Annotated in this window: 13 protein-coding genes; 2 read left to right on the top strand and 11 right to left on the bottom strand. The window is 57.4% G+C overall.

Annotated features, from left to right (window positions below; translation table 11 throughout):
* Positions 1-3: 3 nt before the first annotated feature.
* The 8 genes from ACR0DU_RS12005 to ACR0DU_RS11970 form a co-directional block, all read right to left on the bottom strand.
* Positions 4-687 carry a nitroreductase gene (locus tag ACR0DU_RS12005; protein ID WP_480874810.1) on the bottom strand — a complete coding sequence of 228 codons (684 nt, stop codon included), beginning with the start codon at positions 685-687 and terminating at the stop codon, positions 4-6.
* A gap of 30 nt (positions 688-717) precedes the next feature.
* Positions 718-1,806, bottom strand: coding sequence for a TFIIB-type zinc finger domain-containing protein (locus ACR0DU_RS12000; protein ID WP_480874808.1), 1,089 nt, complete (start codon positions 1,804-1,806; stop codon positions 718-720).
* Positions 1,803-2,345, bottom strand: coding sequence for a hypothetical protein (locus ACR0DU_RS11995; RefSeq protein ID WP_480874806.1), 543 nt, complete (start codon positions 2,343-2,345; stop codon positions 1,803-1,805). The genes ACR0DU_RS12000 and ACR0DU_RS11995 overlap by 4 nt, the downstream gene beginning before the upstream one ends.
* Positions 2,346-2,349: 4 nt before the next feature.
* On the bottom strand, positions 2,350-3,498 hold the full coding sequence (locus ACR0DU_RS11990) for an SPFH domain-containing protein (protein ID WP_170779632.1): 1,149 nt from the start codon (positions 3,496-3,498) through the stop codon (positions 2,350-2,352).
* A gap of 22 nt (positions 3,499-3,520) precedes the next feature.
* Positions 3,521-4,492, bottom strand: coding sequence for a DUF2927 domain-containing protein (locus ACR0DU_RS11985; protein WP_480874803.1), 972 nt, complete (start codon positions 4,490-4,492; stop codon positions 3,521-3,523).
* Complete coding sequence (locus ACR0DU_RS11980; protein ID WP_480874801.1) at positions 4,492-5,682, bottom strand: toxic anion resistance protein; 1,191 nt, start codon at positions 5,680-5,682, stop codon at positions 4,492-4,494. The genes ACR0DU_RS11985 and ACR0DU_RS11980 overlap by 1 nt, the downstream gene beginning before the upstream one ends.
* A 29-nt stretch (positions 5,683-5,711) precedes the next feature.
* Entirely contained in the window at positions 5,712-6,626 is a 915-nt protein-coding gene (locus ACR0DU_RS11975; RefSeq protein WP_480874800.1) for a 5-bromo-4-chloroindolyl phosphate hydrolysis family protein, read from the bottom strand.
* A gap of 175 nt (positions 6,627-6,801) precedes the next feature.
* Positions 6,802-7,680, bottom strand: a complete 879-nt coding sequence (locus tag ACR0DU_RS11970) for a pseudouridine synthase (RefSeq protein WP_480455637.1) — start codon at positions 7,678-7,680, stop codon at positions 6,802-6,804.
* Here ACR0DU_RS11970 and ACR0DU_RS11965 point away from each other — a divergent pair.
* Positions 7,679-8,128 (top strand): nucleoside deaminase, encoded by a 450-nt coding sequence (locus ACR0DU_RS11965; protein ID WP_170540998.1) that lies wholly within the window; start codon positions 7,679-7,681, stop codon positions 8,126-8,128. The two genes, ACR0DU_RS11970 and ACR0DU_RS11965, sit on opposite strands and share 2 nt — an antisense overlap.
* Before the next feature lie 4 nt (positions 8,129-8,132).
* On the opposite strand, the gene ACR0DU_RS11960 is transcribed toward ACR0DU_RS11965, so the two are convergent.
* The 3 genes from ACR0DU_RS11960 to ACR0DU_RS11950 are packed head-to-tail and all read right to left on the bottom strand — an operon-like array spanning position 8,133 to position 10,965.
* Positions 8,133-9,101 (bottom strand): adenylate/guanylate cyclase domain-containing protein, encoded by a 969-nt coding sequence (locus tag ACR0DU_RS11960; protein WP_480874797.1) that lies wholly within the window; start codon positions 9,099-9,101, stop codon positions 8,133-8,135.
* Entirely contained in the window at positions 9,098-10,273 is a 1,176-nt protein-coding gene (locus ACR0DU_RS11955) for a M24 family metallopeptidase (protein ID WP_480874794.1), read from the bottom strand. The genes ACR0DU_RS11960 and ACR0DU_RS11955 overlap by 4 nt, the downstream gene beginning before the upstream one ends.
* Positions 10,273-10,965: a metal-dependent hydrolase gene (locus ACR0DU_RS11950; RefSeq protein ID WP_480874792.1), complete on the bottom strand. Its 693-nt coding sequence runs from the start codon at positions 10,963-10,965 to the stop codon at positions 10,273-10,275. Before ACR0DU_RS11950 ends, ACR0DU_RS11955 begins: the two co-directional genes overlap by 1 nt.
* Before the next feature lie 57 nt (positions 10,966-11,022).
* Here ACR0DU_RS11950 and ACR0DU_RS11945 point away from each other — a divergent pair, with 57 nt between their 5' ends.
* Positions 11,023-11,694: a ceramidase domain-containing protein gene (locus ACR0DU_RS11945; protein WP_480874789.1), complete on the top strand. Its 672-nt coding sequence runs from the start codon at positions 11,023-11,025 to the stop codon at positions 11,692-11,694.
* The last annotated feature ends 29 nt before the right edge of the window (positions 11,695-11,723 follow it).

The following is an 11,723-nucleotide window of genomic DNA, read 5'->3' as shown; positions in this document are numbered from 1 at the left end:
TGTTTATTCACGCCAATCAACGATATCATCCAGAGTGGCACGTCCTGTTCTGAAAGAGTTGGCTGGATGGTCTTTATCTGGATATCCGAATGAGATCGCACATAAAACAATCCGGTCATCTGGAATATCGAAGTACCGGTGAAGAAACGGACCATAAGCCGCAACCGCCGCCTGAGGGATACTGGCCACCCCAAGGGCTTGCGCCGCCAAAGCGAACGCTGTCACAAACCCTCCGCAATCCATGGCACCGTATGGGCCCAACTCGGCGGGGCTGGATAGGATGGCGCAGTGTGGAGCTCCGAACAGCGTGTAGTTTTCCATCATTTGCTGCGCCGAAGCGGTGCGATCACCCTTTTCGACGCCGACTGCTTTGTATAACGCCCAGCCGCATGCGCGCCGACGATCCTGATAGACACCGGAATACCTGGTTGGAAAGGGCAGGTCCGGGTTTGGGCTGGCCTGTTGTGTCTCGCGCTGCAGCGCTTCGCGAAAATGGTCAGTTTCTGAACCGCTGGTGATCGTAAGCTGCCAGGGTTGCGCGTTGCACCAGCTTGGAACACGCGTTGCGCTGGTGACGATCTGTTCAATCTGTTCACGGGGAACAGGGTCTGAGCAAAAGGCACGGCACGAATGGCGCTGAGTTAGAAGAGCGTTCAGAACGTCAAGGTGCAAGTCAGTTTCCCCCATCCAACGCGCTATCTGACACGAGTGTTCTCTTTATTGTTGTCCGGTTGCAACCAGATAACCGATACCTGCGGCAACCAGCAGGCCCAATACCACCGCGATGGTAATCTTGATCGCCGACCAGGGGCGCTCACCCTGAACGCGCCCGGTTCTGCCATTCACTACAAAGCGATAGGTCTCGCCCCGGTATTTATAGGCTGCCATCCAGACCGGCAGTAGGATATGTTTGAACGTGACATCTCGGACTTCCGTATCGACAGCGTGGATGCGCTGACGATCGCCACCAATATCAAACCGTACATCACGCTCGATCACGCGCGCCATGTGACCGCGCGCCTCCTGATATCCTTCCTGCAATTCGACCGTATAGGCTTCGGCACGGAATCCAGCCAGATATTCGGGCTGATAGGGCTCAAGTGCAGACAGATCCCAGGGTTCCAGCGCATCCGTATAGGATTTGGGCAGGGATTGTGATGCCAACACCAAAACATCGTCAAAAAACCGTGCCACGCGTCCGGACTTTGGCGACCAGCGCACCTTGGGAACCTGCTGCTGAACGCGCTTTCCATCCCGCATCACGGTTCGGGTTTCGTAATAGACGACACCACGTTCGCCCCGATAACTCGACTTGGTATCGGCATCGAATGTCCAGTAGGGCACGTAGATGCCCTGCATCTTGCGACCTTTGCGGGCGTATTCCTTCAGCCCATTGGGCGCAAACCACAGTCGCCCCAACCAATCCCCCATGGCTTGGTGCGCCGAGCGTTCGTCCAGTGCAAAGGGCAACACACCGCGTGGCTTGATATGGCGGCTTACACCGGTATCAGTGACGACAGGTGTCGCACAAAATGGGCACTCTGCGGCGTGTGTGTTTGGGTCAAATTCGACCTGTGCTGCGCAGTTGGGGCAGGTAAGAACACGAGTTTCTTCAATTTCACTATCGGGGAGGCGATCCGCGATGGCCGTGTCGAAATCGAGTTCACGTAAACTGGCCCCTCCCCACGGGCCCGCGCCAATGGCCTCGGAATGACCGCAGTGATCGCAGGTGAGCGTTCCGTCACCGGGATTGAACCGATAATCCGCCCCGCATTGTTCGCAGGGAAAACGGTGTTCGTCGCTCATCGGCTGGCCTCTATTCGAACACCCTTGTTACCTGGGCCAATAATCAAACGCACGACTAAGGCGGCTGGGATGCAAATCACAACGAAATTTAGAGAGTTTTTTGCAAATAACCACCACCCATAGTCATTTAATACGCCGTTCACGGAGATGGTGCCGAAACCATCGCCAAAGCTGGATGAGCTCTTAGAATCCTGAGACATACGCTCGCTTCTGAAAAACCTGATGGCCAACCTTAGGGCGATGAGGGTGGCCGCAATTCCTGCACCCCAAATGGCAGCGCGAACATAGCTGATCTGACGGCGCATCATGATGCGCAGAAACGGTTTGACCAACAGCCAACAGGTGAGAAACGAAATTGGGAGCCCAAACAGCGCGTACCAAAATACAAGGTACACCGTGTCTGGATTCCAACCCCTGTTGTATGAATTGGAAAGCAGCGGGACACCAATAACGCCGACCCACCCCAATAGCGCTGACAGTTTCACAGCACATGCGAGGTCGCGCTGAGAATAAGGAGATGCGGGCTTGACCTCTGCCACTGCGTCACGCCCCCGGAGGTGGCGGTGGCAAGATGGTGAACAGCTGCGCCAATTCTTGTACGTCCCCCGCCTTTTTCCAACCGTCCTGACCAGCCGTCCAGACATGCGTATCGCGCGTGATCTCACCGTCGGTTGCCATACGACCGATCTTGGCTTTGGAAAATGGTCCGCTAGTCTGGCCATCCACCGCGATATGCCACACATGCTCGACGGGTGGCGGGGGCGGCGGTGCCGCATGCGCTGACGCTTGCGGTGCAGCGGGTGCGGAACCACCCCAGGGACCACTCGGCTGACCCGCTGCCATGTTCGACATTTGCTGCGCCATCGCCATGCCCATCCCCATGCCAAGACCGGCACCCATGCCACCGCCCTGACCGGGGTTATTGGCAGCCGCTGTCATGGCCTCGGCAGCGGAATACTGAGTGAACTTGCCCAGATCGCCCGCCAAACCCATCGAGGTGCGCTTGTCCAGAGCCGCCTCGACCGCAGGTGGGAGCGAGATGTTCTCGATATAGAACTCAGGCATGCTTAGGCCATACCCATCCAGCACTGGCGATACCTCGGCTGCGATCAATTTGCCCAAATCTGCGGTGTTCGCCGCCATATCCAGCACCGGAATACCTGAGCCTGCGATGACGCGGCTGAATTCCTGCACGATGATGTTTCTGATCTGAAAGCTGATCTCGTCCATGGTGAACTCACCATCTGTGCCTACGATCTCTACTAGGAATTTCGCTGGGTCCTTGACCCGGACCGTATAGGTGCCAAAGGCCCGGATGCGTGTTGGCCCAAACTCGGGATCGCGCAGCATGATCGGGTTCTTGGTGCCCCATTTCAGGTCATTGAACCGGGTCGTGTTAACGAAGTAAATTTCAGACTTGAACGGAGACTGGAAACCATGATCCCAATGCTGCAGCGTCGTCATGATCGGCATGTTGTTTGTCTCAAGCATGTAGAGTCCGGGCGTGAACACATCCGCCAGCTGCCCCTCATGCACAAACACAGCCGCCTGACCTTCGCGCACTGTCAGCTTGGCACCGTATTTGATCTCGTGGCCCTCACGCTCGAACCGCCAGACCATCGTGTCGCGGGTGTCGTCAACCCAGTGGATGACGTCGATGAATTCGCCGGTCAGAAAATCAAAAATTCCCATTGGATTTCTCCTGTCTTCGGGGTCAGAGCGACTGCCCCATCAATTCGCGTGCAATGATACGGACCACCGGACGTGCCTCGTCAGCGGTCATGCCCGCTTTCAAGCGCGGGTCGTAAAGAATCGTCAGTAGTTTTTCGTCATGGCTGGTGAGCAGGGCGAACTCGTCGTCATCATTGAAGATCGACGGTCGGGCCGATGGGCTGTCATTCGGAAGCCCCAATCCTTGCGCAATCTCTTCATGAACGCAGCTCAGGCGCACCAGATCGGGATGTTCTGCCCGTATCAGGGCAACAGCCCGGGTATAAGTCTGAGGCGCGCTGTTCGATGCCGACGCGAACACAAAACAATAGAAAGACCGCGGCAGTTTGTCGAAGAGATCAAGCTGCGCCTGTCCTATGCCGGGGATCAGTTGTCGCAACCGGGCTTGTACATAGGCGGTATCATCTTCACCCGCCACGAATACGTGAAAGTTCGCATTCCGGGTGGTGGTCGAGACCGGATGTCGAGTCAGCCGCGACAAACGGTTGGCATAGGCGTCAATTCGGGCAGTCTCTTGCTGGCGAACGTTTGGCGCGACTGAGGGTCCGAATTCGGGTTTGATGCGTACGGGTGACGACCAGCGACTTAACTGTCGGCTGGTTCTTCTGCTACCGCTCGAGACAGCCTGCCCCGGATACTCATTATAAAACGCAATGGTTTCGAAATTCCGTGCGAGGTCATCGGCGTCGTAGGGCGTATCCGGCCCACCACCATCGGTGCGCAACAACCCGCGCGTCAGCAGGTTGTTCTGAACGCTTTCATAATACCGCGCGAGGTCGAGGCTGGCGGGCGAAGGGGGCTGATAGGCATTGCTCAAGCCCTGAGGTTGCTCCGGGTTGGGTTCCGGAGCGATGGACGTCGTCAAGGCCTCTTCGCAGCCAGCTAATGCCAGCAGCGAAACTACCAATGTTGCAGTCCTAGCGCGATGTAATGGCCGCACGCCCGCTGTTTCCATTATCCGGGGACAGCCGTTCCGGCATTGTCACCGATCCCGTCCTGTCGCGCTTTGGCCGAGGCGAGCGTGTCGCGCAACTCGGCCTCCATCTTCTTCAGTTCTTCCTCGGCGGCGGCTCGCTTGGCTTTGCCTTCGTCCGCTATGGCGAGGCTTTCGTTGATCGTACCGATCAGGTCAGCGTTGGCCTGCTTGACGGCTTCGATGTCGAATACACCACGCTCCATCTCTTCGCGGATCATCTTGTTAGACTCGCGCAGGTTGGCCGCGTTCGAGGTCAGCAGCTCATTGGTCAGATCATTGGCATCACGTACGGCGGCTGCAGCTTCGGCACTGCGCTGGATGGTTACCGCTTGTGCCAGCTGGGTTTCCCAAAGCGGCACGGTGTTGACGAGGGTTGAGTTGATCTTGGTCACCAGCGACTTATCGTTCTCCTGCACCAAGCGGATCGAGGGCAGCGACTGCATCGTCACCTGACGGGTCAGCTTCAAGTCATGGACCCGGCGTTCCAGATCGTCGCGCGCGGCGCGCAAGTCGCGCAGTTCCTGCGCCTTCATCACCTGCTGGTCTTCGGGTGCGGCCTGAACCTCGTCCTCTTTTTCGGGAATGTCATGGCTGTCCAGTTCGGTCAGCTTCTCCTCACCCGCCGCGATGTAAAGCGCGAGTTCGTCGTAGAACTCCAGCGTCTTTTCATACAGCAGATCCAGAGACTTGATATCTTTCAGCAAGGTGTGCTCATGGCCCAAGAGGTCGTCTGTGATCCGGTCGATCTGGCTTTGAACGTCCTCATACTGCGCCGTGAACTTGGCAAAGGGCGCTGCGCGGCCTAGCAGTTTTTCCCACCAGCTACGCTCGCGGCGAACGTCTAATTCGCTGACAGAGAAACCTCTGATCGTCGTTACGATATTGCGAAGGCTGTCGCCCGCCGGGCCCACATCCTTATTGCGGACATCGGCCAGCATCGCCTGACTGATCTCCTGCAATTCCGCCTGTGCGGATGATCCAAATGACACGATCGAGTTTGTGTCGCCCATGTCGATCTCACCCATCCGCTTGCGGATTTCGGCGCCAACCGGTTCGTCGGCGTCTTCAAGCGGCACAATCTCAGCCTGCGGCTCAGGGAGGGCGACGGCGGTGATTTCTTGCACCAGCGTTTCAGCCTCGACTGCCTTGTTCTTGATCTCATCGGACATGGGGTAATCCTCGCTTACATAAAAGCCGGTCAATCCAACCGGACGCCTTCGCGCTGCAACCGGTCACGCAGCACATCAATTTCAACCGTCAGATCGCTGCGGTCATCCAATAGCATCTTTCGCGTCCGCGCCGCGAAATTCTGTTCGAGATCGTCCAGCAGGGCCGAATAATCTGCCAGCGCCTGCGCATCGCGGGTACGCGCATAGACGTCCGAGAACCTCACCGTCGCATCGCGTGCGCCCTGCAAGTAAACCGTCAGATATTTCCGCGCGCCCGCCAGATCACGTGGGTCTTCTTCGACCGTTCGGAACAAATCGCGGGCGGTATTTTGAAATCGCTCGACACGCGCTTCGATCCGACGGTCTCCGGCGCGTTTGATCGCGTCTGTCATTTGGGTCAGGTGAGATTCCGCATCCTCAACAACGCGCGCCACGCGATCTTGTTGGAAGGTGTCGATGCCTTCCATACCCTTGTCTTTCAAGGGGTCGATGCCAAAGGATACCGAATGTAATGCAGTGGCAACAACCCCAAAAAGAACCGGTGCCAACAGGCTGGCCTGAGCTGCGGTTTCTGCATCTAGAAACTCTGTTCGATACGCGGCCAATGCCGTGCCCATCCCAGTCAGGACGCTTGAGAAGATTTTGCGGGGGAAGGCCGGGCGGCGGGCGGTACGTTTGGCATTGTATGCAGATTCCGCTCGCAGCCCTTCGCGCAGCAAGAATGCGGCGGCCGTCAGCAGACCTGCAGCGATCAAACCAATTGTCATTCCGATAGCGCCGTCGTTCAGTGACAGGAATGCCAACGGAATTGCGGGCACAAATAGGAGGTTCGCGCGTGCACCCGCCGGTTCGACCCGAGCTCCGTCAAACTGTCCACGAGAGGGTTGATCTTGGTCTGACGACGCACCCTGAGGGCTGAATTTCCCACCGAACCTTTTGGCCATGCCCTTACAAGCCCCCAAGCACGCCGGTACAGACGCCGAACAACAGCACCAGCAGCGCTGCATACGCCAATTTTTGTACTCCGGTTCCGGACATGGTGCCCCCAAACTGTCGCTATCACAGAAAATTTAGGCGATGCGAGGGCTTGGCGCTAGGGGGAAGGTTACTTAAGCCGCGTCACTTGCGAGGTTTCTTGCCGATTGTCGGCCTTTTGCGCTGAGGCCGGGCAGGGCGTTTGACGGTTGGCTTGCCGCTTTCTTCAGCGTCCATCCCCAGTTGGTCACGCATAACACGCCGACGAATCTCTTCAACCTCACCGGATTTCAAGTCGCCAAGCTGAAACGGGCCATAAGAAACCCGCAAAAGCCGGTTTACCGCATAGCCGATATCTTCGATTGCACGGCGAATCTCGCGGTTCTTGCCTTCGCGCAGACCGATGGTTAGCCAGGCGTTCGCACCCTGTTGGCGGTCCAATGTGACGGTCATGGGCTGAAACCGTTCCCCGTCTATGACCAATCCCTTGCGAAGCGGTGCAAAATCTTCGTCCTTGGGGCGTCCGTTAACCCGCACCCGGTATTTGCGCAGCCATCCGGTGGCGGGCAGTTCAAGCTTGCGCTTGATGCCGCCATCATTGGTGAGCAGCAGCAACCCTTCCGAATTCAGGTCGAGCCGTCCGACACTCATGACCCTCGGCATATCCTCTGGCAGATCGTCGAAGATCGTCTTGCGTCCCTTTTCATCACGCGCAGTCGTCACAAGGCCTGGAGGCTTGTGATAGAGCCATAGGCGAGATGGCTCGGGCTCGGACACGGGTTTGCCATCGACAGTGATCCTGTCCTTGGCCGTCACGTTCAGCGCTGGGCTAGTGATGGGTTTGCCATTCACGGTTACACGACCGGCTTCGATCATGCGTTCAGCCTCGCGACGCGAGGCGACACCGGCGCGGGCAAGCACTTTGGCGATCCGATCGCCGGGAGGAGGGGTATTGGTCATCCCCCGCCCATAGCCTATCCCGGCGGCTTGCGAAAGCCGGGTTTCTGGGGCAGTCAGAGGCATGGAGTTCCGATCTCACATGAAACTGGCGCTGGAACAGGCGCAGGCGGCGGCAGACCGGGGGGAGGTGCCCGTGGGTGCTGTAATTATCGGACCGGACGGTCAGGTGGTTGCCGCTGAAGGTAATCGGACACGCGAGTTGAACGATCCCACAGCCCATGCCGAAATACTGGTGCTGCGCGCCGCCTGCGCACACGCCGGATCGGAGCGGCTGCCGGATCACGATGTATATGTGACGCTGGAACCCTGTGCCATGTGTGCGGCAGCACTGGCTGCGGCGCGTATTCGGCGTGTGTATTACGGCGCATCCGATCCGAAATCGGGTGGCGTCGCCCACGGCGCGCGGGTATTTTCGCATCCGCAGGCGCATCATACCCCTGAAATCTATGATGGGATCGGTGCCGAAGAGGCCGAGCGATTGCTCAAGGATTTTTTCGCGGGGCGGCGTTAGCGCGCTACCAACTCAGGCTATAGATCGTGTGATCGCCGGGCAAACCTTTCAGTGAAACTGATCTTGGTGTGCCAAAGGTCAACCCATCTTGCCCGTCCGCTAAAAGCTGGGTTGCGTCGGACAAACGGACCTCACCCGGTGCGGCTGAGGCCGCGATCCGGGCGGCCTTGTTCACCACCGTACCAAAGAAATCGTCATCGGTCTGGATCACATCTCCCGTATGTATGCCGACGCGAATCTGCAGCGTTGGTTCACCCAATTCACTGGCGTTGCGCCGCTGCAGGTCGACTGCGGCCATCAGTGCCGCCCGCGCCGACGAGAAGCTGGACATGGTTCCATCCCCCAGCGACTTTACCAGCGTTCCGCTCTGAGCCTCGATGACGTCACGAGCCAATTCAAAGTGTTTTTGGACCGCATCGATCCAGATCCGGTCGCCCAGCTTGTCGGCAATAGCCGATGAATTGACGATGTCAGTGAACATAACCGAAGCCATGCCCTCGCGCTGATTCTGACGAAACCCGTCGCGTGCGGCTGCTATCAGCGCGTCCAGGGCTTTGTGTTCGATACCGATTTTTTCCATGTTAGGGATGGGATTGGACACGTGGCAGTGCACCATCTTCCACACACCGTCTTCGAGATGCAGGATGAAGGTGAACCTGTGCAACATTGCTTTTTGGTTCGTGGCAAAGCGAAGCGTTGCAACGCAATGGGCCCAACCAACTGCACCGCATTCAAATGCCTCTAGGCTGTGTTCTTCCCAACTGTAGTCGGGAATTTCGGCCACATGATCAGGGAAACCCTTTCGGAATAGCGAGCCTGACCAAATCTCCCCATCCGCTGAGCCTTGATACCGCAGGTACTCAGACGTCGACAGCATGTTATAAAGCGCCGCTCCATCTTTGGCTCGGACAGCGTCATTCCAGCGTCGCACCACCGCGATCAACTCCGGCGATGGGCGAATAGGCTGATTCATTTGGATTTCACCACAAGTTCCCGAGGGATGTCCGCCAAAGGCTGGCCACTATTGGCAGTAACCAAAAAGCTCTCGGTGATCGCCAGCCCCCAATCCGAAGTCCAGAGCCCGGGCATCAAATGGAAGGTCATATTTTCCTGAAGTTCGGTCGTGTCACCCGGCCGCAGGCTCATGGTGCGTTCACCCCAATCGGGAGGGTAACTTAATCCGATCGGATAGCCGGTGCGGTTGGCTTTGACATATCCGGCGCGGGCGAAACTCTCGTAGACACAGTTCGCGACCTCTTCGCAAGTTGTGCCCGGACGCGCCGCGCTCAAGGCATCATCGATGGCCCTGAGCACAGCAGCCTCGGCGCGGCGAATATCTTCCGGAGGATCACCCAGAAACAGGCTGCGACTGGCCGGGCAATGATAACGGCGATAGCACCCTGAGATTTCAAAGTAAGTTGCCTCATCCTGTGTTAAGGGTCTGTCGTTCCAGGTGATGTGCGAAGCAGACGCCTCGGTACCTGAAGGGGCGATTGGAACGATTGCGGGATAGTCCCCGGCCAGTCCCGGCAATCCGACGATCCCTGCTGCCTGAACTTCGGCAACCAGTTGGTTTTTTGGCAGCCCTTCGCGGAACGCATCGCGCAACACCTGATGCATATGGGCAGTAAGCCGCCCCGCTTTTTGCATCATTTCGACCTCAGCGTCGCTTTTGACCGCGCGCTGCCAGTTTACCAGGCCAGTGGCATCCAAAATCGCAGCGTCTCCGAATGCGTTCTGCAGTATGCGATGACTGGCGGCCGAGTAGTAGTAGTTGTCCATTTCGACACCCAGTGCCGAAGTCCATCCGCGGTCCCGCAAAAGTTTGGCGAGGGAATCGACGGGATGGTGGTCGGGGTGTTGAACGTGCTCCTCAGGCCAGTCCAGAAGATCAGATCCATCCATCCATGTGGTCTGCGCTGCACCGGCCTTGTCCTGCGTGCGCCCCCACCATAGTGGAGAACCCTCCGCTGGAAGGATGACCATCTGGGGTACATAAAAACTCCACCCGTCGTAACCGGTAAGCCACGCCATGTTCGATGGGTCGGTTGTCAGCAGGGTTTCGATCCCCTGCTGTTCCATTGCTGCGCGGGTCTTCGCGATACGGTCGGCAAATTCCTGGGCGCTGAAATCTGTGGCGGGCATCAGAGAGAAATCGCTTTCATCACTTCGGGTTCGATCACATCGACGCCCGGCAGGCCGTCAATCAGGGCCTGAGCTGATTGTTCGAGAATCGGAAAGGTTTGGTAGTGGCACGGAATAATCGTTTTGAAGTCAAAGTACCGTTTGGCCGCGTAGGCCGCGCCTTTCATGTCCATGGTAAAGTGACCGCCAGCGGATAGGATGCCGATATCGGGTTTGTAGAATTCCCCCATCCAATCCATATCCGCCATGATATCGGTGTCGCCAGAGACGTACACCATTCGGCCCTCGGTTGAGATCATATACCCGACTTCGGTCCCACCGGTACGCAATCCGTCGGGGGTTGAAAAGGTCGAACTGTGCGAGGCTGGGACCATCGATACCTTGATACCGCTGAGGTCAACTGTGCCGCCTTTATTGAAACCAACTGTTTCGATCCCTTCCGCCTCGGCCCAATAGCCCATCAGATCGTACTGTCCCACGACGGGAACATTCAGATGTTTGGCCAGTGGCAATACATCAACGACATGATCGAAATGGGTATGGGTTAGTAGGATATGGGTTGCACCCGCCACCGCCGCATCATGCTGATCTTCGGGCAATGGCGGGTTCCCCGTCAGCCAGGGATCGACGAGCAGGACCTGCCCCGATGTTTCGATGCGAAAGCTGCCATGTCCCAGCCAAATAATATCCATAGTGAACCCTCCCAAATTCTGCTTGGCGTCAGCCTAGCATCGGCTATGTAAAAATCCATGGACTGGACGCAGTATATTGACGGTTATTGCGAGCGGCTCTCGCCATCGTATTGGGCCGAGCCGATAAACGCCGTGACCAATGTGGCGTTTCTTGTTGCGGCATTCGTCATGTGGCGCAGGGTGCGAGGGCAGGGTGCACCGCTGGCGATGGCTTTGGTTGTGATACTGACAATGATTGGTGTCGGCAGCTACCTGTTTCATACGCATGCACAGGTTTGGGCCGCGATAGCTGATACAACGCCGATCTTGCTTTATATTCTGGTTTATATCTTTGCGGTGAACCGGGATGTCTGGGGGATGCGGCCCGTTTATGCGCTGGGTCTGACCGCGCTGTTCATTCCCTACGCGGCGTTGACGATTCCCGTGTTTCAGCTGGTGCCGGGTTTGGGCGGTTCAGCTGCCTATGCACCGGTGCCGCTATTGATCCTGATTTATGCTTTACTGTTGAGGTCGCGAACACCCGATACAGCGCGCGGGTTGGCGATCGGGGCGGGCATACTGATCGCCTCGATTATTTTCCGAGCATTGGATGAGCCAACCTGCGGTCACTTTCCCATCGGAACGCATTTCATGTGGCACATCCTGAACGCCACCATGCTGGGCTGGATGATCGAGGTATATCTGCGCGCCGTTCGGAAGGTGCCTGTCCCTACCGCGCCGGGTACTTGAGCCCGAACTGAAATATCGTGGCAGACTGA

Source organism: Ruegeria sp. G2, assembly GCF_056533505.1.
Note: the sequence above shows the minus strand (reverse complement) of the source record. Positions and strands in the feature narration are given on the sequence as shown.

Coding starts and splice junctions, on each gene's coding strand:
- ACR0DU_RS11985 (WP_480874803.1), bottom strand. CDS start 4,492: ATGGAAACAGCGGGCGTGCGGCCATTACATCGCGCTAGGACTGCAACA.
- ACR0DU_RS12000 (WP_480874808.1), bottom strand. CDS start 1,806: ATGAGCGACGAACACCGTTTTCCCTGCGAACAATGCGGGGCGGATTAT.
- ACR0DU_RS11950 (WP_480874792.1), bottom strand. CDS start 10,965: ATGGATATTATTTGGCTGGGACATGGCAGCTTTCGCATCGAAACATCG.
- ACR0DU_RS11975 (WP_480874800.1), bottom strand. CDS start 6,626: ATGGCCAAAAGGTTCGGTGGGAAATTCAGCCCTCAGGGTGCGTCGTCA.
- ACR0DU_RS11955 (WP_480874794.1), bottom strand. CDS start 10,273: ATGCCCGCCACAGATTTCAGCGCCCAGGAATTTGCCGACCGTATCGCG.
- ACR0DU_RS11980 (WP_480874801.1), bottom strand. CDS start 5,682: ATGTCCGATGAGATCAAGAACAAGGCAGTCGAGGCTGAAACGCTGGTG.
- ACR0DU_RS11965 (WP_170540998.1), top strand. CDS start 7,679: ATGGAGTTCCGATCTCACATGAAACTGGCGCTGGAACAGGCGCAGGCG.
- ACR0DU_RS11970 (WP_480455637.1), bottom strand. CDS start 7,680: ATGCCTCTGACTGCCCCAGAAACCCGGCTTTCGCAAGCCGCCGGGATA.
- ACR0DU_RS11960 (WP_480874797.1), bottom strand. CDS start 9,101: ATGAATCAGCCTATTCGCCCATCGCCGGAGTTGATCGCGGTGGTGCGA.
- ACR0DU_RS12005 (WP_480874810.1), bottom strand. CDS start 687: ATGGGGGAAACTGACTTGCACCTTGACGTTCTGAACGCTCTTCTAACT.
- ACR0DU_RS11990 (WP_170779632.1), bottom strand. CDS start 3,498: ATGGGAATTTTTGATTTTCTGACCGGCGAATTCATCGACGTCATCCAC.
- ACR0DU_RS11945 (WP_480874789.1), top strand. CDS start 11,023: ATGGACTGGACGCAGTATATTGACGGTTATTGCGAGCGGCTCTCGCCA.